The organism is Streptomyces sp. NPDC033216, assembly GCF_055577115.1.
Map to the genome: position 1 here is coordinate 62,245 of NZ_JBVIQK010000005.1, position 23,159 is coordinate 85,403.

The following is a 23,159-nucleotide window of genomic DNA, read 5'->3' on the forward strand; positions in this document are numbered from 1 at the left end:
CAAGAGGTCTAGTCCACTTGCGTGGTGTAGACCTTGATCCGAATAACGGGTTCATTGGTCCGAGCATTTATGTGCGGGTTGTGTGTGCACACGGCACGGCCACCAGGGGAGCGGGAGAACACAGTGCAGCGGCGGGCAGCGAAGTCCGGAACGATCGCGGTGGCAACCGCCCTGAGCGTCACGGCGGTCCTCGCCGGCTGCGGGGTCACCGGTGGCTCCGACGACGTCACCCTGAGACTCGTGGCGGCCGACTACGGCGACAGCAGCGCCAACAGCTCGAAGAAGTACTGGGAAGACCTGGTCGACGCCTACGAGAAGGACCACCCCGGCGTCACGGTCGAGGTCACCGTCCACTCCTGGAACGACGTCGACCGCGAGGTCAAGAAGCTGGTCGACGACGGCAGGGCCCCCGACATGGCGCAGATCGGCGCCTACGCCGACTACGCCGCCGAGGACCTCCTCTACGAGGCGGGCGACGTCCTCTCGATCCCGGTCCAGGCCGATTTCGTGCCGCAGCTCGCCGACGCGGGCGAGGTGCATGGCGTGCAGTACGGCATGCCGTTCGCCTCCTCCACGCGACTGCTGTTCTACAACAAGACCCTCTTCGCCAAGGCCGGCATCACCGCGCCCACCACCTGGGCGGAGCTGGCCGAGGACGCGGAGGCGCTGAAGGCCGACGGCGTGAAGTACCCGTACGCCCTGCCCCTCGGCCCCGAGGAGGCGCAGGCCGAGACCATGCAGTGGCTGCTCAGCGGCGGGGGCGGCTACACCCAGAGCGCCACCGGCTACAGCCTCGACTCCACCGAGAACGTCCACACCTTCACCTGGCTGAAGAACGAGCTGGTCGGCAAGGACCTCACCGGGCCGGTGGCGCCGGGCAAGCTCAACCGGGCCGACGCGTTCGCCGCGTTCGCCGCCGGGCAGGTCGGCATGCTCAACGGGCACCCCTCGCTGATGAAGACGGCCCAGAAGAAGGGCGTCAAGGTCGGCATGGTCCCCATGCCCGGCGTCGACGGGCCGACCAAGGTCTCCATGGGTGTCGCCGACTGGATGACCGCCTTCAGGCAGAACGGCCACGCCGAGCAGATCAAGGACTTCCTGAACTTCGTCTACAGCGAGGAGAACGTCCTCGACTTCTCCCGCGAGTACGACCTGCTGCCCGTCACCAACTCCGCCTCCCAGACCATGACCGCCGCCTCCCAGGACGCCGACCTCAAGCCGTTCCTCGACCAGTTGCCGGTGTCCGAGCTGTACCCGGTGGGGCGCACCTCCTGGGCGGCGGTCAGCGCGGACGTGAAGAAGCGGATCGGGCAGGCCGTGCAGCCCGGTGCCAGTCCGGCCGATGTCCTCGGCCAGCTCCAGACGACGGCCACGACCGTGGAGAGCGGCTCCGCCGGCTGAGCCGGATCACGGCCGACCCGGCTCCGCCGGCTGAGCCGGGTCACGGTCGGTCCGCTGCGCTACCGTGCGGGCATGGAGCGGGCAGCGGATGACGAGGGGCTCGGGGCGAGGGAGCGGGACATCCTCGCCCTCGAGCGGCGTGGGTTCTCGGGGCCCGGCGCGAAGGAACGGGCGATCCGTGAGGAGCTGGATCTGTCGCCGGTGCGGTACTACCAGCTGCTGAACGCGCTGCTGGACGACGCGAGGGCACTGGCGCACGATCCGGTGACGGTCAACCGGCTCCGCCGGGTGCGGGAGGCGCGCCGGGCGGAACGCTGAGCCCGTGCGGACGGGCGGTGGGATCCCGTGGCCCGGGCCCTTCCTCTGGGGGCCGGGGGACGGGACCGTGCCCTGAAGGGGCCTCGCCTTGAGGTCTCCCGGAGGGGGTGCCCCCGGACGGGCCGAGTGGTACCGCTCTTGGCTATCGTCAGGCGGTATGGGCACCAAAGAGACGCACTCCCCGGACTCCCACTCCTCCCTCCCCACCCCCCTCACCCCCCACGGCCGCGAGGCGCTCGCCGCGATTCTCGCCACGCCGCGCAGCACCCTCGTCGGGCTCGACTTCGACGGGACGCTCGCGCCGATCGTGGAGAACCCGGAGGACGCGCGGGCGCATCCGGACGCTCTCCCCGTGCTCGCGGAGCTGGCGCCGAAGGTGGCCTCCGTCGCCGTGGTGACCGGGCGACCCGCCGCGGTGGCCGTGCGCAACGGCGGATTCGCCGGGGTGCCCGGGCTGGAGCGGCTCACGGTGCTCGGGCATTACGGGGCCGAACGGTGGGAGGCCCGGACCGGGACCGTCTCCGCGCCCGCCGCGCACCCCGGTGTCGCGGCGGTGCGGGCCGAGTTGCCCGGCGTGCTGGAGGCGGCCGGGGCATGGCGCGGGACCTGGGTCGAGGAGAAGGGGCGGGCCGTCGCCGTGCACACGCGCCGGGCGGAGGACCCGCAGGCCGCGTTCGAGGCGCTGCGCCGGCCGCTCGCCGACCTCGCCGCCCGGCACGGACTGATCGTCGAGCCCGGCCGGATGGTGCTGGAGCTGCGGCCACCGGGCGTGGACAAGGGCGTGGCCCTGACGGAGTACGTGCGCGAGATCGGCGCCGAGACGGTCCTCTACGCCGGCGACGACCTCGGTGACCTGCCCGCCTTCGCCGCCGTCGAGAAACTCCGCTCCGACGGTGTTCCCGGTCTGCTGGTGGCCAGCGGAAGCTCCGAGGTGACCGAGCTGTCGGAGCGCGCGGACCTCGTCGTCGACGGTCCCGCAGGGGTCGTGGGACTGCTGCGGGCGCTCTCGGGCCGGCTGCGGTGAGCGGCCCGGGGCGGGCGTGACGGGGGTCGCGGTCCCCCCGGGGTGGCGGGACCGCCGCGGACGCTCTCGGGTCGTTCAGCCTCGCTGGACCGCCTGGAGGGCCCGCAGCTGCTCCAGGAACCACTGGGCCGGGGGCAGCGCGGTCGCGGCCGCCGTCAGCCTCTTGGCGCGCTCCGCCCGCTCCTCCGCCGGCATGGTCAGCGCCTCGTGCAGGGCGCGGGCGGTCTCCAGGACGTCGTAGGGGTTCACCACGATCGCGTCCTCGCCCAGCTCCCAGTACGCCCCCGCCTCGCGTGACAGCACCAGCGCGCAGCCCTGGTCGGAGACGATCGGGACCTCCTTGGCGACCAGGTTCATGCCGTCCCGGACCGGGTTGACCAGCGCCACGTCGGCGAGGCGGTACGCGGCCAGGGAGCGGGCGAAGTCGTCCTTGACGTGCAGGACCACCGGGGTCCAGCCCGGTGTGCCGTACCGCTCGTTGATCTCGCGCGCCACCCGCTGCACCTCGGCGGTGTAGTCCCGGTAGACGGCGAGGTCCTGACGGGAGGGGTAGGCGAACGCCACGTGGACGACACGCTCACGCCACTCGGGGTGGTCGTCGAGGAGCTGGCGGTAGGCCAGCAGACCGCGCACGATGTTCTTCGACAGCTCGGTGCGGTCGACGCGCACGACGGTCCTGCGGCCCTCGCCGATCTCCTCGCGGAGGGCGACGATCCGCTCCTCGACGTCGCTCTCGTGGGAGCGGGCGCGCAGGAAGTCGGCGTCGGCACCCAGGCCGTGCACCCCGATCTCGGTGCTGCCGAGGCCGCCCACGAACTCCGTGCAGCAGGCAGCGAACGCGTCCGCCCAGCGCCGGGTCAGGAAGCCCAGGCGGTCCGCGCCGAGCATGCCGCGCAGCAGTTGCGCGCGGATGTCGGTGGGGAGCAGCGCGAAGTAGTCCACCGGGGCCCACGGCGTGTGCGAGAAGTGGCCGATGCGCAGGTCGGGGCGCAGCTCGCGGAGCATGCCGGGCACCAGGCAGAGGTGGTAGTCCTGCACCAGGACCGCCGCGCCCTCCCCGGCCTCCTCGGCCAGCGCCTCCGCGAACGCGCGGTTGTACGACTCGTACGACGCCCACTGGCGCCGGAACTCCGCGTCGAACACCGGCTCCAGCGGGGTCTGGTACAGCAGGTGGTGGATGAACCAGAGCACGGAGTTGGCGATGCCGTTGTACGCGTCGGCGTGCACGTCGGCCGGGATGTCGAGCATCCGCACGCCGTCCTCGCCGACTCCGCGCCGTACCGCCTCGCGGTCGTCGTCGGAGAGCGCCGAGCACACCCACAGGGCGCCCGCGTCCGGACCGATCGCCGACAGACCCGAGACCAGTCCGCCGCCACCCCGCTTGGCGTGCAGCGAACCGTCCTCGCGCACCTGGTAGGAGACCGGGCCGCGGTTGGAAGCGACCAGCACCTGAGCACCCTCAGCAACAGCACCACGCGTAAAAGCCATACGCCACAACCTAGCCCGGTCCGGAAACGCTCAAACGTACGGATGCGTTCCGTGGGCGGCGCGTGTCCCGCCGTGTCCGCCGGCCGGAAGTGCGCAGACGGCGGACGGACCGGCCCACGATCGGCGTCCTGTGCCCCGCCGGGCCCGCCCCGCGGGCGGAGGACGCCGCTTCGGCCGCCCTAGGCGACCTTGTGTTCCGCGTACTCCGCGATCTCCGCCATCGGCGGGCGCTCCTCGGTGTCCACGGAGTAGGTGCGCGGCTCGAAGCCGTCCGCACCCCGCTCGAACTGGGTGAGGGACGGGCGGATCATGTGCCCTCGGGCCAGTCGGAGCTGGGCGGTGCGGTAGATCGCCGCCGCCATCCGGCCGAGCGCCTGCCCGTCCTGGTGGCGGTGCTTGCGCACGCCGACGTCGACCTGGGCGAGGGCGTCCAGGCCCACCAGGTGCAGGGCGTCCACGAGCATGCCCAGCTCCACGCCGTAGCCGACCGGGAACGGGAGCTGTTCCAGCAGGCTGCGGCGGGCCGCGTACTCGCCGCCGAGCGGCTGCACGAATCCGGCCAGCTGCGGCCAGTGCATGTTGAGCAGGGGGCGGGCCATGAGTTCCGTGACCCGGCCGCCCTGGCCCGCCGCGCCGCCGAGCGGACGGTCGTACATGGCCTTGACCAGATGCACGCCGGGGTCGGTGAGCAGCGGGCCCACGATCCCCGAGACGAAGTCGGAGGAGAACTCCCTCAGGTCCGCGTCGACGAAACAGACGATGTCCCCGGTCGTGACGAGCAACGATCGCCACAGCACCTCGCCCTTGCCGGGGACGGCGGGTATCCGGGGCAGGATCTCGTCCCGGTGGACGACGCGCGCCCCGGCCGCCGCGGCGACCTCGTGGGTACGGTCGGTGGAGCCCGAGTCGACGACGACGATCTCGTCGACCAGCGGGACCTGCTGCATCAGGTCGTGGCGGACGATCGCGACGATGTCACCGACCGTCTCCTCCTCGTTGAGGGCGGGCAGCACCACGGAGACCGTCTGACCCGAGGCGCGTTTCGCGGCCAGGACGCGGTGCAGCGGGCGGTCGGTCACGGACCAGGAGCGGGTGGCCAGCCAGGCTTCGGCTTCTTTCAGCACGGTCTGCGGCTCCTCACTGTCGTGATCACACCCGGTGCGCAGGGGGTGACGGTGTGATCCATCTCGCGGTTCGGACGTCTATCTCAACTGTCCTGGCCTTCGGTTACAGTCTTGAACAACGCGGATGACCATCGCATGTCCGAGGTCGCCGCCGTTCACAACTTCATACCGCTCATCCAGAGGGGCAGAGGGATACGGCCCGATGAAGCCCCGGCAACCCTCCAGCTGGTCCTGTCACGTCGACGTGGCGAGGCTCCCGGCTAGGGAAGGTGCCAAATCCGTCTCACGGCGAGATGCGTCGTGAGGAAGATGAGGAGAAAGGGCCTCGCCTCACATGGCTGCGCAGACAGTTGCAAGCACCACGAACTCCGTCGATCTCGGACCCGCCGCGGCGCTCTCCTGCCGCGAGTGCGGACACCGCGTGCCCCTCGGTCCGGTCTTCGCCTGCGAGGAGTGTTTCGGCCCGCTCGAGATCGCGTACGACTTCTCGTCCTATGAGACCGAGGAGCTCCGCAAGCGCATCGAGGCGGGCCCCGCGAACATCTGGCGCTACGCGCCGCTGCTGCCCGTCCCGGCCGACGTGGCGGACAAGCCGAACATCAACCCCGGCTGGACCAAGCTCGTGCAGGCCGACAACCTCGCCCGCGAGCTGGGTGTCGACGCCGGCAAGCTGTTCGTCAAGGACGACTCGGGCAACCCGACGCACTCCTTCAAGGACCGCGTCGTCGCCCAGGCCATCGAGGCCGCCCGCGCCTTCGGCTTCACGACCCTCTCCTGCTCCTCCACGGGCAACCTGGCCGGTGCCGTCGGTGCCGCCGCCGCTCGCGCCGGCTTCCGCTCCTGCGTGTTCATCCCGCACGACCTGGAGCAGGGCAAGGTCGTCATGGCCGCGATCTACGGCGGCGAACTCGTCGGCATCGAGGGCAACTACGACGACGTGAACCGCTTCTGCTCCGAGCTGATCGGCGACCCGGCCGGTGAAGGCTGGGGCTTCGTCAACGTCAACCTGCGGCCCTACTACGCCGAGGGCTCCAAGACGCTGGCGTACGAGATCTGCGAGCAGCTCGGCTGGCGGCTGCCCGAGCAACTCGTCGTGCCGATCGCCTCCGGCTCGCAGCTCACGAAGATCGACAAGGGGCTCCAGGAGCTGATCAAGCTCGGTCTCGTCGAGGACAGGCCGTACAAGATCTTCGGCGCCCAGGCCGAGGGCTGCTCGCCGGTGTCCGTCGCCTACAAGGCCGGCCACGACGTCGTCCGGCCCCAGAAGCCGAACACCATCGCCAAGTCCCTCGCCATCGGCAACCCGGCGGACGGGCCGTACGTCCTGGACATCGCGCGCCGCACCGGTGGCGCGGTGGAGGACGTGACCGACGAACAGGTGGTCGACGCGATCAAGCTGCTGGCGCGGACCGAGGGCATCTTCGCCGAGACGGCGGGTGGCGTGACCGTGGGTGTGACGAGGAAGCTGATCGAGAACGGTCTCCTCGACCCGACGAAGACCACCGTCGTCCTCAACACGGGGGACGGCCTCAAGACCCTCGACGCGGTGGCCGGCACCGGCCTGACCGCCACCATCCGCCCGAACCTGGACTCCTTCCGAGAGGCTGGCCTCGCATGAGCGTGACCGTCCGCATCCCCACCATCCTGCGCACCTACACCGGTGGCAGGGCCGAGGTCCCGGCCGAGGGCGTCACCCTCGGCGAGGTCATCTCCGACCTGGAGAAGAACCACACCGGCATCGCCGCCCGCGTCCTCGACGACCAGGGCAAGCTGCGCCGGTTCGTCAACGTGTACGTCAACGACGACGACGTCCGTTTCGAGCAGGGGCTGGACACCGCGACACCGGACGGCGCCGGTGTCTCCATCATCCCGGCCGTGGCCGGCGGCTGACCGGTGTTCCGTACCCGCCGGTAGTAACCGTCGGTAAGGGTAATTACCGAGAGTTCATCCAATTGCCTCCTCCGCGAGAGAAGCGGAGGGGGCAATTCAGTGTGGTTGAGCGCGGTACAGTTGGGGAACGCGCCGCCCATTGCATGCCGGTCGCATATGAGGCCCGTCGGCGCGGACGATGAGAAGTAGCCAAAGTGTGCATGCCTTTTGCGCCTTTCATTACCTTTGCGGGGCCCGACTTGCCCTGAATTCGGACGAATGCTCACTCTTCCCCGGAGCCTTCGCGTCCAGATTTCTCGTCCGATTGACCTGTTGCAGAGGGCAGTTGGACAGATACATTCGGCCGCGGTCGACGCGTTCCGGCGCACGCCCCCAACCAACTGGGGGGTGAGGTCTGACCCGGATCCGCGAAGTGCGGGTCTGTGCAAGGGCCAGTAATAGGGGAGTTAGGCATGGCTCAGGGCACCGTCAAGTGGTTCAACGCGGAGAAGGGGTACGGCTTCATCGCGGTCGACGGTGGTGCGGATGTTTTCGTCCACTACAGCGCGATCCAGATGGACGGATACCGCACCCTGGAAGAGGGCCAGCGGGTCGATTTCGAGATCTCGCAGGGTCAGAAGGGGCCGCAGGCGGACATGGTCCGGCTCGCGACCGGCTGAAGCACGCGCCGACTTGCAGCGACGTTCTTCTGTTCCATCGCGAAGGGCTCGCACCTCCCGGGGTGCGGGCCCTTCAGCATGTCCGGGGCTGCTCCCGCCCGTCCGGCCGGCACCCTTCGACGATCCCGCCGCAGGGGTTCCGGTCGTCCGAGTGCCGCCCCCTCGACGAGGCCGCCGCGCGGGCGCACCTTGCACTCGGACGTGTCGAGTGCTAATCATTGGCGTTAGCACTCTGAAGGTGAGAGTGACAACGAAGGACCGGGTCGGTGAGGCCCGCAGGCCAGGTGGGGCAAGGAACCACGGGGCAGGCGAGCCGTCCGTCGCGGGCGCGGGCGCGGTCCGAAGGAATCACCCCCAGTCCTGGAGGGACCACTTCACATGGCCAAGATCATCGCGTTCGACGAGGAGGCGCGGCGCGGCCTCGAGCGCGGCATGAACCAGCTCGCGGACGCCGTGAAGGTGACGCTCGGCCCCAAGGGCCGCAACGTCGTCCTCGAGAAGAAGTGGGGCGCCCCCACGATCACCAACGATGGTGTCTCCATCGCCAAGGAGATCGAACTCGAGGACCCGTACGAGAAGATCGGCGCCGAGCTGGTCAAGGAAGTCGCCAAGAAGACGGACGACGTCGCCGGTGACGGTACGACCACGGCCACCGTGCTGGCCCAGGCGCTGGTCCGCGAGGGCCTGCGCAACGTGGCCGCCGGCGCCAACCCGATGGCCCTCAAGCGCGGTATCGAGAAGGCCGTCGAGGCCGTCTCCGGTGCCCTGCTCGAGCAGGCGAAGGATGTCGAGACCAAGGAGCAGATCGCTTCGACGGCCTCCATCTCCGCCGCCGACACCCAGATCGGCGAGCTGATCGCCGAGGCCATGGACAAGGTCGGCAAGGAAGGCGTCATCACCGTCGAGGAGTCGCAGACCTTCGGGCTCGAGCTGGAGCTCACCGAGGGCATGCGCTTCGACAAGGGCTACATCTCGGCGTACTTCGCGACCGACATGGAGCGTATGGAGGCCGTCCTCGACGACCCGTACATCCTGATCGCGAACTCCAAGATCGCCAACGTCAAGGACCTGCTCCCGCTCCTGGAGAAGGTCATGCAGTCGGGCAAGCCGCTGCTGATCATCGCCGAGGACGTCGAGGGCGAGGCCCTGTCGACCCTGGTCGTCAACAAGATCCGCGGCACGTTCAAGTCCGTCGCGGTCAAGGCCCCGGGCTTCGGCGACCGCCGCAAGGCGATGCTGAACGACATCGCCATCCTCACCGGTGGCGAGGTCATCTCCGAGGAGGTCGGTCTCAAGCTCGAGAACACCTCCCTGGACCTCCTGGGCAAGGCCCGCAAGGTCGTCATCACCAAGGACGAGACCACCATCGTCGACGGGTCCGGCTCCTCGGAGCAGGTCGCGGGCCGGGTCAACCAGATCCGCGCCGAGATCGAGAACAGCGACTCGGACTACGACCGCGAGAAGCTCCAGGAGCGTCTGGCGAAGCTGGCCGGCGGCGTGGCCGTCATCAAGGCCGGCGCCGCCACCGAGGTGGAGCTGAAGGAGCGCAAGCACCGCATCGAGGACGCCGTCCGCAACGCGAAGGCGGCCGTCGAGGAGGGCATCGTCGCCGGTGGTGGCGTGGCCCTGCTCCAGGCCACCTCGGTCTTCGAGAAGCTCGACCTCGAGGGTGACGAGGCGACCGGCGCCAACGCCGTGAAGCTCGCCCTGGAGGCCCCGCTCAAGCAGATCGCCGTCAACGGTGGTCTCGAGGGTGGCGTCATCGTCGAGAAGGTGCGCAACCTGCCCGTCGGCCACGGCCTGAACGCCGCGACCGGTGAGTACGTCGACATGATCGCCGAGGGCATCATCGACCCGGCGAAGGTGACGCGCTCCGCGCTCCAGAACGCCGCGTCGATCGCCGCGCTGTTCCTCACCACCGAGGCCGTCATCGCCGACAAGCCGGAGAAGTCCGCGGCTCCGGCCGGCGGCGGCATGCCGGGCGGTGACATGGACTTCTGAGCCTGATCGCTGATCAAGCTCGGTTCTCCAGCCGAGGGCGGCACTCCCTGCTGACGCGGGGGGTGCCGCCCTCGGGCGTTTCACGTCCCGCTCCCGTGGTGTTCGGGGGGGGGGGGCTCCTCGGTGACGGTCCCGGCCCCGTGGTCCGGATCACAGAAGTCGTGGGGGAGTGGGCGGAATGACGGGGGCGGCGCGGGTTGTTGAGGGGAGAGGGCGGTTCATGCATGTGCACATACCGTCCGGAATGTCCCACCGCTCGATGTCCGCCGTGACCCCCGAGGAGTCCCCTGTCGTGACTGCCACCCCCGCCGCCTCCCGCGCCGCCGAGATCCTCGCACGCCCCGTCTCCCTCAACGGCCTGACCGTCCCGAACCGCATCGTCATGGCGCCCATGACCCGCATGTTCTCGCCCGGCGGCATTCCGGGCGAGGACGTGGTGTCGTACTACGGCCGCCGCGCGGCCGCCGGTGTCGGCCTCATCGTCACCGAGGGCACGTACGTCGGCCACGACTCGGCCGGGCAGAGCGACCGGGTGCCGCGGTTCCACGGCGAGGAGCAGCTGGCCGGGTGGGCGAAGGTCGCCGAGGCGGTGCACGCGGGCGGCGGGACGATCGTGCCGCAGCTGTGGCACATCGGCATGGTGCGCAAGCAGGGTGAGCCGCCCGTCGCGGACGCCCCCGCCGTCGGCCCCTCCGGCCTGCGTCCGGACGGCACCGGGGGCACCGGCAAGGTGATGACCCAGCGCGACCTGGACGACGTCATCGGCGCGTTCGCCGAGGCCGCCGCGGCCGCGGAGCGTGTCGGCTTCGACGGCGTGGAGATCCACGGCGCCCACGGCTACCTCGTCGACCAGTTCCTGTGGGCGGGCACCAACCGTCGCACGGACGCCTACGGCGGCGACCCGGTCGCCCGCACCAGGTTCGCGGCGGAGATCGTCGCAGCGGTACGCCAGACCGTGTCGGCGGACTTCCCCGTCATCTTCCGCTACTCGCAGTGGAAGCAGGATGCCTACGACGCGCGCCTCGCCGAGACCCCGGAGGAGTTGGAGGCCATTCTCGCCCCGCTCGCCGCGGCCGGTGTCGACGCCTTCCACGCCTCCACGCGCCGCTACTGGGTCCCGGAGTTCGACGGCTCCGACCTGAACCTCGCGGGCTGGACGAAGAAGCTGACCGGCCGGCCCACCATCACCGTCGGCTCGGTCGGGCTCGACGGCGAATTCCTCAGGTCCTTCCAGGGCGAGGGCTCCAAGGTCAGGAACTTCGACGACCTCCTCGACCGGCTCGAGCGTGACGAGTTCGACCTGGTGGCCGTCGGCCGCGCACTGCTCCAGGACCCGGAGTGGGCGGCCAAGGTCCTGTCCGGCCGCCTCGACGAGCTGAAGCCGTACGACGCGGCGGCGCTGAAGACGCTGAGCTGAGACCGGTCGGACCTGGGCGCGGGACGGCCGTCCGGCGGCGACCTCGGAGGGAGCGCGGGAGGCCCACGTCGGCCAGGCGTCACCAACTGCCCTGCCGCCGGCGGCCGTCACCCACACGAGGGGTGGCGGCCGCTTCCGGCACTTCGCCCGAGCACCGTCCGTTCCACGAACAGCCGCCCACCGAGGAGTGATCGATGACTACCGCCGCCGCCGAGCCCGTGGTCCGCACCGCCGCGGGAGCCGTTCGCGGACGCCGGGAGGACGGGCTGGCCGTCTTCCGCGGCATCCCCTTCGCCGCACCCCCGGTCGGGCGGGCCCGCTTCCAGGCCCCGCACCCGCCCCGGCCGTGGGACGGCGTCCTGGACGCGCACGCCTTCGGCCCCCCGCCCCCGCAGGAGGCCGGCATCCAGGGGCGTACGGCCGTGGCCGTGCCCACCGGCGACGACTGGCTGACGGCGAACGTATGGACACCGGATCCAACGCCCGCCGCCGCCCGCCCCGTCATGGTGTGGATCTACGGCGGCGCCTACAAGCTCGGCCACGCGGGCAGCCCCGGCTACGACGCGCAGCACCTCGCCCGCGCCGGCGACCTGGTCGTCGTCACCTTCAACTACCGTGTCGGCATCGAGGGGTTCGCCCGGTTGGAGGGCGCCCCCGCCAACCGGGGGCTGCTCGACCAGGTCGCCGCCCTGGAGTGGGTGCGGGACAACATCGCGGAGTTCGGCGGGGACCCCGGCCGGGTGACCGTCTTCGGGGAGTCGGCGGGCGCCGGGTCGGTGGCGGCGCTGCTGGCCATGCCGGCCGCGCGGGGGCTGTTCGGGCGGGCGATAGCGCAGAGCGTGCCCGGCACGTACTTCTCCGACGAGCTGGCCCGGGACCTCGCCGCCGCCATCGCCGCCGAGGCGGGACTGCGGCCCACGACCGCCGATCTGGCCGCCGTCGACCCGCGGGAGCTGACCGAGGCGGGAGCGGCGCTCGCCGCGAAGATGGGCGAGCGGGTGGACCGATGGGGGCAGGTCGCACCCACGGTCACACCGTTCTCTCCCGTGGTCGACGGTGAGGTACTGCCGGTCACCCCCTGGCAGGCGTTGGCCTCGGGCGCCGGCCGCCACGTGGAACTGATCGTCGGGCACAACGCGCAGGAGTACCGCCTGTTCGTGGCCCTGGCGGGCCTGCTCGGCAAGGTGACGCGGGAACAGGCGACGGGCGTGCTGCGGCTGTTCGGGCCGGGCGGCGGCGAGGCCGGCGAGCTGGCCTACCGAGCGGCCTATCCGCAGGCGGGGCCGGGGGAGCTGTTCGAGCGGGTGCAGTCCGACTGGCTGTTCCACATGCCGTCCCTGCGTCTGGCCGAGGCGCAGGTCGCGGGCGGCGGCCGGGCCCACGTCTACGAGCTGACCTGGCCCGCCCCCGGCATGGGCGGCTCCCTGGGCGCCTGCCACGGCCTGGACGTACCCCTGCTGTTCGGCACCTTCGACGCCGACCTGGGCAACCTGCTGTTCGCCGGCGCCGAGGTCACCGAGGAGGCGCGCGCTCTGTCCGCCCGCCTGCGCGCGTCCTGGACGGCGTTCGCCCGCACCGGCGACCCGGGCTGGCCGCCGTACGACACGGGGGAGCGGCTGGTGCAGGTCCTGGACGCGGAGCCAGAGGTCCGCCCGTACCCGGAGGAGACGGCACGCCGACTGTGGGAGGGGCACGACTTCCCGCCGTTGCCCTTGCTCGGCTAGATGTTGCCCATGGGCTCGATGTCGACCTTCACCGGGGTGCCCCACACACGCAGCACCTCGTAGTCGGTGAACTCGTGCACCAGGCGGTAGGCCATGGCGGGGCGGGAGCCTCGGCGCAGGGCGGCCAGGTACAGCTCGGCCTCGTGGCGGTCGCGCCTCGGGGTGCCGCACAGCTGCCACTCCTGGCCGTTCCACAGCTCCGGCAGCCAGCGCTGCTGGGGCTGGGGGCGGTCGCCGCGGGTGCCGTAGCGGGACGGGGCGGTGGCGTGCGGGGTCCGCGGGGCGGGCCCGTTGAACTCGGCGCGCCTGGCCGCCCGCCGCCGGGTCTCGCACAGCAGGCACAGGTCGGGGGCGGCCGTGTCCACGGGGCCGTTGGGGTGTTCGGCGCACCGGGTGCTGGGCGCGGCCGAGGTCACGCCCTCGTCCAGCAGCTCCAGAGCGCGCCGCAGGTCGGCCTTGACCTCGTGCAGCTTGGTGTCGGGGGTGTCGGCGGTCAGGGCGTCCCCGTGCTCACCGAGCAGCCGCAGGGCACGGCCCAGGTGGGTGAGCTGGGCGTGGTTCATGGCGAGCGTCTCCGTTTCCTGCGGCGTGCTTCGTGCGGGCGCTTCCCGCGGGGGCGCCACCCGCAGTGTGATCTGCGGCGGCCCGAGCGCGGTCGCGCGGACCCTGGTCCCTCAACGGTCGCACACACCACCGACAGCCGGGGTGTGCCCGGGCCCCGGCCGCCGCTCTCCCGCCGGGACGGCGGCCACGGTGCCGGCCAGGACCCGGCGGGCGCGTCACCCGGATCGCGAAGGCGTCGGGCCGCCGGACGGGTCGGCGGCCGGGCGGGTGCCGGCGGCCGCCACGACACGGTCGGTGACACCGAAGAGATACGTCGTGGCGAAGCCGACCGCGTATCCCGTCAGCAGCCCGCCCCCGTAGATCGCGAGGAGGGTGCCCCAGCCCCGGTTCCCGGCGAGCAGGGGGAAGAGGGCCCAGCCGGACGGGCCGATCGCCGTCGCCCCGACCTGGTGGCCGAGCATCGCGAAGAAGCCGACGAAGGCCCCGCCGGCCGCCCCGCCCACGCACGCCGTGAGGAAGGGGCGGCCCAACGGGAGCGAGACGCCGTAGATGAGGGGTTCGCCGACGCCCAGCAGACCCGCCGGGAGCGCCGACCTGATCGTCGTGCGCAGCGAGGTGTCGTGGCGCAGACGGACATAGACGGCGAGGGCCGCGCCCACCTGGCCCGCGCCCGCCATCGCGAGGATCGGCAGCAGCGCGGTGTGGCCCTGCTGTTCGATGAGCGTGGTGTGGATGGGGATGAGCGCCTGGTGCAGGCCGAGCATCACCAGGGGCAAAAACAGCCCGCCGAGGACCAGCCCGGCGAACGCGCCCGTCGTCGACAGCAGCCAGTTCGCCGCCGTGCCGATCGCCGTCGACACGGCACCGGCCGCCCACATCAGGCCGTACAGCGTCGCCAGGCCCGCCACGAGGACCGTCAGCGTCGGGGTCAGCAGCACGTCCAGGGCCGCCGGGAACCGGCCCCGGCACCACTTCTCCACGTACGTCGCCAGCAGCGCCGCCGCCAGCGCGCCGAGGACCCCGCCCTGGCCGGGGGCGAGGGTCACCCCGAACGCGGTGACCTTCGCGACGCCCGGATGAACCACGATCGCCGCCACCGCACCGCCCAGCACGGGGGTGCCGCCGAACTCCTTCGCCGTGTTGACGCCGACGAACACCGCGATCAGCGCCATGAACCCGGACGCCACGGCGGCCAGCGCGGGCGTCAGCCAGGGCAGCAGGCCGGCGTTCAGCAACAGCCCGTTGACGCCCGCGAGGACACCGCAGCCGATCAGAGCGGGGATGAGGGGCACGAAAACCGCGGCGAGGCGGCGCAGGGCCGTCTTGACGGGCGTGGCGTTGCGCCGCTGCCGCTCCCCCTTCAACTCGGCGCCGCGCGCGGCCAGTTCCTCCGCCGCCGTCGGCCGGCCCACCAGCTCCTCGAACGCCGCCGTCACCGTCCCGACGACACCCGGTCCGAGCACCACCTGGTACGAACCGTCGTCCACGACGAGCCCCAGCACCCCGGGGACCGCTCGCAGCGCGCCCTCGTCCGCCCGGGACGGATCGGCGAGACCCAGTCTCAGCCGGGTCATGCAGTGGGCGACGGAGGTGACGTTCGCGGGACCGCCGACCAGGGGCAGGAGCGCGGCAGCGGTGGCACGGGCATCGATAGGCACCTGCTGAGCGTGCGGCTCAGGAGCGCGCGGCGGCGAGCGCGGCACGCAGATGACCGCCGGACTCCTCCAGAAGGCGGGCGGCGGACGGCCCGTCGACCCCGGCGAGCAGCACCAGGATCGCGTTCTTCACCTCGCCGCCGGCGGCCGTGAGGGCCCGCTCGATCTCCTCGTCGCCCGCGCCCGTCGCGAGGGAGACGATCCGCCGCGAGCGGGCCCGCAGCTTCTCGTTCGAGGCCCGCACGTCGACCATCAGGTTCCCGTAGGTCTTGCCCAACCGGATCATCGTGATCGTCGACAGCATGTTCAGCACCAGCTTCTGCGCCGTGCCCGCCTTCAGCCGGGTCGACCCGGTGAGCAGCTCGGGTCCGACGACGACCTCGATGCCGTGCTCGGCGGCCGCGGCCAGCGCGCTGCCCGGGTTGCAGGCCAGCCCGACGGTCAGCGCGCCGACCGAGCGCGCGTACTCCACCGCGCCGATCGCGTACGGCGTGCGCCCCGAGGCGGAGACACCGACCACCGTGTCCTCGGCACCCAGGGCGAGTGCGGCCAGATCCGCCCGTGCCAGCTCCGGTGAGTCCTCGGCGCCCTCGACGGACGTCACCATCGCCCGAGGCCCGCCCGCGATGAGGCCGACGACCTGGTCCGGGGCCGTGTCGAAGGTCGGCGGACACTCGGACGCGTCGAGCACGCCGAGCCGCCCGGCCGTCCCCGCACCGGCGTACACCAGCCGCCCGCCCCGACCCATCCGCGCGGCGATCGCGTCGACGGCACCGGCGATCTCGGGCAGCCGCGCGGCCACGGCCCCGGCCACCCCGGCGTCCTCCCCGTTCATGAGCCGGGCGATGTCGAGGGTGGGCAGCCGGTCGATCTCGGCGAGTTCCGGCCGGAAGGCTTCGGTGGTGAGCGATCCGAGCTGGGTGAGCAGGTCGTCGGGGCGGGAGGTGGAGGTCATGGGAGCGGCTCTCTCCGGTCGCTTTTCATCGGGGTCGGGGGCGGGTGCCCCAGGGGCGCGGGTCTGTATTCGTAGGCGGTTCCACCGCGCGGGCGCGACGAGCCACGACGATCCCGTGGCCGCCCACGGGCGATCAGCAGCCTTCCGGCCTACCGGTGCCGGTGAGCCAGGGCCTCGTAACTGGCGGCCAGCGCCGGTGCCGCCGTCTCGTACGTCCGTTGCGCCACCCCCACGAACAGGCAGTCCACCACCAGCAGCTGACTGGTCCGGGAGGACATCGCCGCCGGCCGCAGCTCACTCTCCCGGGCCGTCGACGTCGTCAGCACGTGGTCCGCGTACTGCGCGACCGCGCCGCCCGGCCGCCCGGTGACGGCGACGGTCGCGGCGCCCCGCTCGAAGGCGACCCGCAGCGGCTCGATGACGTCGCGTGTCGACCCCGAGTGCGTGATCGCGACGGCCACGTCCCCCGCCCGCAGCTGAACGGCGTTCGTCACGGCGAGATGCGGGTCGCTGTGGGCGTGGGCCATGAGCCCTATGCGCTGTAGCTTCTGCACGAGGTCCTGGGCGACGAGCCCGGACGCCCCGACGCCGTAGACGTCGGTCCTGCGGGCCGCGGCCAGGGCCGCCACCGCCGCCCCGAGCTGCACGGTGTCCAGACCTGCGGCGGTGTCGGCGAGGGTCTGCCGTTCGTCGTGGGCGAGTTTGGCGACGACGTCCGCGATCGGGTCGTCGACCGCGATGTCGGTGGTGATGGCGGGACCGCGGCCGGACTGCTGCTGCGCCGCGAGACCGGCGAGCGCGAGCCGCAGGTCGCGGTAGCCGGGGTAGCCGAGGAGGCGGGCGGTGCGGACGACGGTGGCCTCGCTGGTGCCGGTGCGTTCCGCGAGGCGCGTGACGGTGAGCGCCGCGCAGCCCGCGGGGTCGCTCGCGACGGTCTCGGCGACGCGTTGCATCGAGCGGGTCATGGAAGGGGCGAGCGCGCGGACCTTGGCGGCGAGAGCGCCGCCGAAAATTTCCTTCACGTCCTGGGACACCCGTGAAAGGTATTTTCGGCTCGGTGTCACGGTCAAGAGTGCGCACAATGGGTGCATGGATCCCTCCCACACCCCCATCAGCCCATTGGAACAGGCGTTGCACGCGGCGCGTGCCCTCGTGCTCGCCGACCTCGCCTCGGGCGAGGTGGCCGCGGCGGACGTGGTGTCCATGGTCGAGGAGTCCGTGACCCAGCGGCGATGGTGGGTCGAGCAGTGGCCGGAGGGCCTGCACTTCGTGGCCGGGCTGGTGGCGCAGGACGTGCAGGACGCCCTGTTGGACCGGTACGGCCGCTGGCCGATCTGTCCGGTGTGCGGCTCGGGCGACCCGCACGCCCTGGAGGTCGAGCCCGAACTCGGGCCCGACCCGCACTGGGTGTGCCACAAGGCGGGCGTGAAGGTCGCGGCGGTCGGGGCGCTGGGGGCGGCGCCCGGTGGGGCCGGGGCCCTGTGAGGCGCGCGTGACGGTCTACATCGATCCGCCGGACTGGCCGGGCCACGGACGGATGTGGTCCCACCTCGTCAGCGATGTCTCCTTCGACGAACTGCACGCGTTCGCCGACGGGCTGGGCGTGCCCCGGCGCGCGTTCGAACGCGATCACTACGACATTCCCTCGCACCGGTACCCGGACGTGGTCGCGGCCGGCGCGGTGGAGGTCAGCAGCCGCGAGGTGGTGCGGTTGCTGACGGCTTCGGGACTGCGACGGCCCAAGGGCCGCCCCCACGCCTAGGGTGCGCGGGTCACTACGCGCGACGCGTGTACAGCCGTAGCGTCCCGTCCTCCAGGAGGGGCTCCGCCAGCACGTCGGCCCTGACGAACCCGGCGCGGTTCAGGACGCCCTGCGAGGGGATGTTCGCCTCCTCCGCCGCCGCGTACAGCAGGCGTACGTCGCCCCGCGCGAGCGCCCACTCCGCGAGGACGTTCAGCGCCTCGGTCGCGTAGCCGTGGCCTCGGGCGGGCTCCACGAGGTCGTAGCCGATCTCGGTCCGGCCCTCCTCGTCGGGCATCCCGTGGAAGCCCAGGCTGCCGACGGCCCGGCCGTCCTCCCGCCGGACGAGCACGAACGCCCCGAACTCGGGCCGGTGCACTCCGGTGTCGTACGCCTTGAGCAGGCTGGTGGCGACCTCACGCGTGCCCTCGAAGGGGGCGTCACCGAGCCAGACGAAACCGCCGTCGCCACCCGCGACCAGGTCGGCGGCGGCGGCCGGGGTGATGCCCTCGAGGACGAGGCGCTCGGCGGGCAGGACCATGGTGTTGTTCCAGCGCCAGCCGGTGACCGAGGCGCGGCCGGGCAGGTCGCCGCGGCCGGTGGCCCACAGCAGGGTCGGCCAGGGCTCCGGACCCGGCCGCACGTGCGGGAAGATCCGGGTGAGGACGGCCTCGCACAGCTCGGCGGGTGGCTCGTACGCCAGGCCCAGGCCCTCGGCGATGTCGTGGGTGTGCAGGAGGACCTCGGCGATCCCCATCGCGGCGAAGCCCTCACGGTTCGCGCTGCGGAAGGGGTACGGGTGGAAGGCGCGGACCCCGGGCGGGGTGGTGCGGACGGTGGCGGCGAGCAGGGCGCCGGTGGTCTCGATGACGTCCAGGACGCCCGCCTGGTCGGTGCCCTCCTCGAAGCCGAGTTCGAAGGGCACGTAAGCCGTCTGCGCCCGGCCCGCCAACTGACCGGCGTAGGCGATCAGATCGCCCGCCACGTGCTCCGCCGTCTGCCGGCAACTCCACTCCAGCCGGCCGGCCTTCACGTCCGTCCAGTCCCTGTCCGTCACCGTCCGCAGCAGCTCCACGCTGCCCGCGACGGCCTCCGTCACCTGATCCCCGCCCCATGCGCGCATGCCGGGCAGCGTAGGCGGGGGCGGGGCTCAGATCGACAGCATTTCCAGCTCCGCGCGCATGTTGTAGCGGGCGGTCGCCTCCCACTCGTCCGCCCCGTGCGGGGTGCGGAACAGGCGGGGCAGGCCGAGGAGATGACGCAGTACGGCGGCCCGGCCCTCCCGGAAGGCGTCGTTCGGGACGAAGTGGTACTCCTCGCGGATCTCGGCCGTGTAGGCGGCGTACGCCGACGGCGGCGCGGCGAGGATCGCGAGGTCGGCGTCGCACAGCACCTGGCCGTCGCGGTCGTCGTCGGCCGGGTCGTGGGAGACGGTGAGCCGGACGAGGCGGGCCACCTCGGCGGTCTTCGCCTCCGGCAGGCCGGCCTCGGGCAGCGCGCGCTCGGCGAGGCGGGCGGAGCGGTCCTCGTTCTCGGAGCGGTCGGGGAGGTAGACGGCGTCGTGGAACCAGGCGGCCAGGCGGACGACGTCCGGGTCGTCGGCGTACTCCTGGAGCGTGTCGATCCGGTCGAGGACCGCGGTCAGGTGGGTGAGCGTGTGGTAGCGGCGCTGCGGCTCCTGCCAGCGGCGGATGAGGTCGTCGGCGTAGGGGAGGGGGTCCGGGGCGGACTCGGGGGCGGGGCCGCGGGCGGCTTCGAGGGTGCGGGCGAAGCGGGTGCGGAGGGTTTCGGGGGCGCGGCGGGTGGTGGCGGGTTCGGGGTGGTCGGCCATGCGGTCATTCTCGCGCGGCCCGGCGGGTACGCGGGGGTGAGTGCGGCGGCTCACAGGCGTACCCTGGAATTGGACTAGACCTGTAGAGCCGTCGACGAATGGGGTCCCATGAGCAAGCGTGCAGTCCTGGAGGTGATCGCCCTCGACGCGCAGGACGCGGTCGCCGCCCAGGCCGGAGGCGCGGACCGCCTCGAAGTGGTCACCGACATCGCGGCCGACGGGCTCACCCCGCCCGTCGCGACCTTCGCCGCGATCCGGGCCGCCGTCGACATCGATCTGCGCGTGATGCTGCGTCTGACCGACGGGTTCGCCGCCGGGGACGGCGGACGGCTCGTCCGGGCCGCCGGGGAGCTGCGGGCGGCCGGAGCGGACCAGTTCGTGCTCGGCTTCCTCGACGCCGAGGGCGGGGTGGATCTGGCGGCCGTCGAGCGGGTGGTCGCGGAGCTGGACGGCTGCCCGTGGACCTTCCACCGGGCCATCGACCACACAGCCGACCGTGACGCCCTGCGCAAGCAGTGCGAGGGGCTGCCCGGACTGGACACCTACCTCACGGCCGGATCGGCGGCGGGCGTCGACGACGGGCTGGCCGTGCTGGTCGCGGAGGCGGGGCGGCGGGGGGAGCAGGGGTACGAGCAGGAGGTCCTGGTCGGGGGAGGACTGCGGCTCGGCCATGTGCCGGTGCTGCGGGCGGCGGGGATCGACGCGTTCCACATCGGCGGGGCGGCCCGGCCGGACGGCTGGGAAGGGACGGTGTCGGCGGGGGCCGTGCGGGAGTGGCGGCGGGTGTTGGACGCGGGGTAGGCGGGCTCAGCCGCGGGCGATCGTGCCGCCCGGTGGTGGCGGTCCGGCCGAGGGCGCTCCGCAGCGGCCCGAGCCCGCCGAGCCGCGGGCGGTCGTACTGCCGGGGGCGGCACGGGTGGGCACGGTCGGCGACCCGCGAGCGCCGGGCCGCGCCCCCGGCACCGGCCTCGTTCAGCTGATCTCGGGGGGCAGGGGTCTCCCGTGCGCCACCACCAACCCCGACACCGCTCGGGTCAGCGCCACGTACAGCCGTCGTAGGCCCGTCCGTTCGTCCGGTTCGGCGTCCACCACCGCGCTCGGCTCGTCCAGGACGACGTAGTCGTACTCGAGGCCCTTGGCCAGGGAGGCCGGGACCAGGGTCAGGCGGGTTTCTCGGGTGGTCTCCTCACCGGGGGACAGGTAGGCGATCCCCGCGGCCTTGAGGGCCTCCGCCAGGACGGGCACGCGCGCGTCGGCCGCGATCAGGCCCGTCGACCCCTCGTTGCGCAGCAACTCCTCGCAGGCGGAGACCACTTCCCCGTCCTCGGTCACCGCGCGGACCTCGAAGAAGCCGGGGTTCTCGCGGACCGAGGCGACCGGTGTCAGGCCCGGTGCGATGTGGGGCAGCAGCCGGGAGGCGTAGGTGATGACGTCCGTCGGGACGCGGAAACCGGCCGTCAGTTCCTCGATCACCGCGTCGGCCTTGCCGAGGTGCGTGAGGGCCTCCTGCCAACTCCGCGTCGCCCAGGGCGTGGTGCCCTGCGCCAGGTCGCCCAGGACGGTCGCGCTGCCGGTGGTGCAGCGGCGGCCGACCGCCCGGTACTGCATGGGGGACAGGTCCTGGGCCTCGTCGAGGACGACATGACCCAGGGAGTGCGTCCGCTCCACGAGGTCGGTGGCCTCGTCGATCAGCACGGCGTCCGCGGCCGACCACCTGGCCGACTTCACCGACCGCACCGGCTTCGCCCACAGGATCGTCTTCCGCTCGTCCTCGGTGAGGATCCCCTCCGCGTGCTCCGCGAGGAACTCCGCGTCCGTGAGCAGTCGCAGCACCAGCTTCGCCGGGTCGACGGGCGGCCAGACCGCCTTCACGGCCGCCTTGACGGCACTGTTGCGGGCCACGGCGTCCTGCACCCGGTCGTCGGGCGCCTCCCCGGCCCGCTCCATCTGCACCAGCACGGCGTGCGCGACGCGCTGCGGGAGGGCGTCACGGGCGGCGCCGTAGCGGATGTCACGGGCGAGCAACTCGCGGACGATCTCCTCCAGTTCGTACGCGGGGATCCGCCAGCGACGCGACCCGCGCACGACGACGACCGGCTCGGTCGGCAGGCTGACGTGGGAGTACAGCGCCCGCCGCAGCACCTCGGCCATCCGCGCGTCGCCCTTGACGACCGCCGCGGGGGCCTCGTCCGTGCCCCGTACCTCTACCCGCGCGACGAGGTCGTCGACGGTGGCCTGTCGGACCGCCAGCTCGCCGAGGGCGGGCAGCACTTGTTCGATGTAGTGGAGGAACGACCGGTTCGGCCCGATGACCAGCGTTCCGGTGCGGGCCAGCCGCTCGCGGTGGGCGTACAGCAGATAGGCCACCCGGTGCAGGCCGACGGCCGTCTTCCCGGTGCCGGGGCCGCCCTGGACGCACACCGAGCCGCCCAGCCCGCTGCGGACGATCTCGTCCTGCTCGGGCTGGATGGTGGCGACGATGTCCCGCATCGGACCGACACGCGGCCGCTCGATCTCCCGCTGGAGCAGTTTGCTGGTGGTGGCCGCCTCGGCCGGGTCGGAGAGGTGCTCGTCCTCGTACGCGGTGAGGTCACCGCCCGTGTACCCGAAGCGGCGCCGGAGGCCCACGTCCATCGGGTCCTTCTTCGAGGCCCGGTAGAACGGCTGCGAGACCGGCGCGCGCCAGTCGATGACCATCGGGTCGCCGTCGGAGTCGTGGACGTGCCGGCGCCCGATGTAGAAGCGTTCCCCTGCCGCGCCCTCGGCCCGGTCGGCGCCGGGCGCGTGGAGGTAGTCCAGCCGGCCGAAGAACAGCGGGGTGTCGCTGAGGTCGGCGAGCGCCTTGACGCGGTCCGCGATCTGGCGTTCCAGGATCTGTGCGTTGACCCAGTTCGCGGTGACGTCGCTGATGTCGAGGGACTGGACGTCCTCGCGCATGGCGCGCAGCGCGGCACGGGAGGCGGCGAGGTGGGTGCGCTCACGGGAGAGCGGGTCGTCGGCGGACACGGGCGTGGACAAGGGGGTGCCTCCGGGCCTGCGGAAAGGGATGACTGCGGGAAGCCGCCCGGTTTCCGTCCGGGTGGCGGCGCTCCGTGGGGAGGCGGGCAAGAGCGGAGATTCTAGGACCTGGGGGCCCCGTGAAGCCAACGGGTTTTACCTCCCCCTTCCGTGCCGCTTCCCGACCCCCTGCTTCCCCCCACCCCTGTCCGCCTCCCGCGCCCTTCTCGCGCGCCCTCTTTCCGGCCGTCCCCTAGGGGACGGGGCCCTCTCCCCGGAGGAGCCGCTCCGCCCGCGGGTGGACATGGAGTCCACCCGAACTGGCTCCCCGGACCGATGCCACCCTTATGTCCCCGATCGCACCATGGAG

21 protein-coding genes and 1 riboswitch are annotated in these 23,159 nt (G+C 72.3%); of the genes, 12 read left to right on the plus strand and 9 right to left on the minus strand.

The features are described 5' to 3' along the window. The first annotated feature begins 123 nt into the window (after positions 1-123). From ACZ5Y0_RS12030 to otsB, 3 genes are all read left to right on the plus strand, one after another. Positions 124-1,401 (plus strand): extracellular solute-binding protein, encoded by a 1,278-nt coding sequence (locus ACZ5Y0_RS12030; protein WP_469128532.1) that lies wholly within the window; start codon positions 124-126, stop codon positions 1,399-1,401. A 72-nt stretch (positions 1,402-1,473) separates the two neighbouring features. After that, positions 1,474-1,719: a DUF3263 domain-containing protein gene (locus ACZ5Y0_RS12035; protein WP_469128533.1), complete on the plus strand. Its 246-nt coding sequence runs from the start codon at positions 1,474-1,476 to the stop codon at positions 1,717-1,719. Between the two features lie 157 nt (positions 1,720-1,876). After that, entirely contained in the window at positions 1,877-2,743 is an 867-nt protein-coding gene (otsB, locus tag ACZ5Y0_RS12040; RefSeq protein WP_469128534.1) for a trehalose-phosphatase, read from the plus strand. A gap of 75 nt (positions 2,744-2,818) precedes the next feature. On the opposite strand, the gene ACZ5Y0_RS12045 is transcribed toward otsB, so the two are convergent. Both ACZ5Y0_RS12045 and ACZ5Y0_RS12050 read right to left on the minus strand, forming a co-directional pair. Beyond that, complete coding sequence (locus ACZ5Y0_RS12045; protein WP_469128535.1) at positions 2,819-4,231, minus strand: alpha,alpha-trehalose-phosphate synthase (UDP-forming); 1,413 nt, start codon at positions 4,229-4,231, stop codon at positions 2,819-2,821. Positions 4,232-4,410: 179 nt separating this feature from the next. After that, positions 4,411-5,355, minus strand: a complete 945-nt coding sequence (locus ACZ5Y0_RS12050) for a glucosyl-3-phosphoglycerate synthase (protein ID WP_469128536.1) — start codon at positions 5,353-5,355, stop codon at positions 4,411-4,413. Between the two features lie 169 nt (positions 5,356-5,524). After that, positions 5,525-5,671, plus strand: a riboswitch (SAM riboswitch). Positions 5,672-5,689: 18 nt separating this feature from the next. Here ACZ5Y0_RS12050 and thrC point away from each other — a divergent pair. From thrC to ACZ5Y0_RS12080, 6 genes are all read left to right on the plus strand, one after another. After that, positions 5,690-6,973, plus strand: a complete 1,284-nt coding sequence (thrC, locus tag ACZ5Y0_RS12055; protein WP_469128537.1) for a threonine synthase — start codon at positions 5,690-5,692, stop codon at positions 6,971-6,973. Further along, positions 6,970-7,245 (plus strand): MoaD/ThiS family protein, encoded by a 276-nt coding sequence (locus ACZ5Y0_RS12060; protein WP_467512054.1) that lies wholly within the window; start codon positions 6,970-6,972, stop codon positions 7,243-7,245. The genes thrC and ACZ5Y0_RS12060 overlap by 4 nt, the downstream gene beginning before the upstream one ends. A gap of 452 nt (positions 7,246-7,697) precedes the next feature. Then, positions 7,698-7,904: a cold-shock protein gene (locus ACZ5Y0_RS12065; protein ID WP_007493268.1), complete on the plus strand. Its 207-nt coding sequence runs from the start codon at positions 7,698-7,700 to the stop codon at positions 7,902-7,904. Positions 7,905-8,282: 378 nt separating this feature from the next. Then, entirely contained in the window at positions 8,283-9,905 is a 1,623-nt protein-coding gene (groL, locus tag ACZ5Y0_RS12070; protein WP_356564937.1) for a chaperonin GroEL, read from the plus strand. Between the two features lie 259 nt (positions 9,906-10,164). Beyond that, complete coding sequence (locus ACZ5Y0_RS12075) at positions 10,165-11,322, plus strand: NADH:flavin oxidoreductase (protein WP_469128866.1); 1,158 nt, start codon at positions 10,165-10,167, stop codon at positions 11,320-11,322. Between the two features lie 194 nt (positions 11,323-11,516). After that, the gene (locus ACZ5Y0_RS12080) at positions 11,517-13,046 is read left to right on the plus strand and encodes a carboxylesterase/lipase family protein (protein ID WP_469128538.1); all 1,530 of its coding nucleotides are present in this window, start codon (positions 11,517-11,519) and stop codon (positions 13,044-13,046) included. Here ACZ5Y0_RS12080 and ACZ5Y0_RS12085 read toward each other — a convergent pair. The 4 genes from ACZ5Y0_RS12085 to ACZ5Y0_RS12100 form a co-directional block, all read right to left on the minus strand. Further along, positions 13,043-13,609, minus strand: a complete 567-nt coding sequence (locus ACZ5Y0_RS12085) for a hypothetical protein (protein ID WP_469128539.1) — start codon at positions 13,607-13,609, stop codon at positions 13,043-13,045. The two genes, ACZ5Y0_RS12080 and ACZ5Y0_RS12085, sit on opposite strands and share 4 nt — an antisense overlap. A gap of 216 nt (positions 13,610-13,825) precedes the next feature. Next, on the minus strand, positions 13,826-15,268 hold the full coding sequence (locus ACZ5Y0_RS12090; RefSeq protein WP_469128540.1) for a PTS transporter subunit EIIC: 1,443 nt from the start codon (positions 15,266-15,268) through the stop codon (positions 13,826-13,828). Positions 15,269-15,284: 16 nt separating this feature from the next. Then, positions 15,285-16,220 carry an N-acetylmuramic acid 6-phosphate etherase gene (gene murQ / locus ACZ5Y0_RS12095; RefSeq protein ID WP_469128541.1) on the minus strand — a complete coding sequence of 312 codons (936 nt, stop codon included), beginning with the start codon at positions 16,218-16,220 and terminating at the stop codon, positions 15,285-15,287. A gap of 149 nt (positions 16,221-16,369) precedes the next feature. Further along, positions 16,370-17,254: a MurR/RpiR family transcriptional regulator gene (locus ACZ5Y0_RS12100; RefSeq protein ID WP_469128542.1), complete on the minus strand. Its 885-nt coding sequence runs from the start codon at positions 17,252-17,254 to the stop codon at positions 16,370-16,372. Between the two features lie 55 nt (positions 17,255-17,309). On the opposite strand from ACZ5Y0_RS12100, the gene ACZ5Y0_RS12105 reads away from it, so the two are divergent. Then, on the plus strand, positions 17,310-17,705 hold the full coding sequence (locus ACZ5Y0_RS12105) for a hypothetical protein (protein ID WP_469128543.1): 396 nt from the start codon (positions 17,310-17,312) through the stop codon (positions 17,703-17,705). 7 nt (positions 17,706-17,712) lie between these two features. Further along, the gene (locus tag ACZ5Y0_RS12110; RefSeq protein ID WP_469128544.1) at positions 17,713-17,982 is read left to right on the plus strand and encodes a DUF4031 domain-containing protein; all 270 of its coding nucleotides are present in this window, start codon (positions 17,713-17,715) and stop codon (positions 17,980-17,982) included. Between the two features lie 13 nt (positions 17,983-17,995). Here the strand turns inward: ACZ5Y0_RS12110 and ACZ5Y0_RS12115 are convergent, their stop codons facing one another. Next, positions 17,996-19,084 (minus strand): GNAT family N-acetyltransferase, encoded by a 1,089-nt coding sequence (locus tag ACZ5Y0_RS12115; protein WP_469128545.1) that lies wholly within the window; start codon positions 19,082-19,084, stop codon positions 17,996-17,998. Between the two features lie 27 nt (positions 19,085-19,111). Further along, complete coding sequence (locus ACZ5Y0_RS12120) at positions 19,112-19,792, minus strand: HD domain-containing protein (protein ID WP_469128546.1); 681 nt, start codon at positions 19,790-19,792, stop codon at positions 19,112-19,114. A gap of 108 nt (positions 19,793-19,900) precedes the next feature. On the opposite strand from ACZ5Y0_RS12120, the gene ACZ5Y0_RS12125 reads away from it, so the two are divergent. After that, a complete protein-coding gene (locus tag ACZ5Y0_RS12125) occupies positions 19,901-20,593 on the plus strand; it encodes a copper homeostasis protein CutC (protein ID WP_469128547.1) in 693 nt (230 codons plus the stop codon). 171 nt (positions 20,594-20,764) lie between these two features. Here the strand turns inward: ACZ5Y0_RS12125 and ACZ5Y0_RS12130 are convergent, their stop codons facing one another. Beyond that, a complete protein-coding gene (locus ACZ5Y0_RS12130) occupies positions 20,765-22,810 on the minus strand; it encodes a HelD family protein (RefSeq protein ID WP_469128548.1) in 2,046 nt (681 codons plus the stop codon). Positions 22,811-23,159 lie beyond the last annotated feature (349 nt).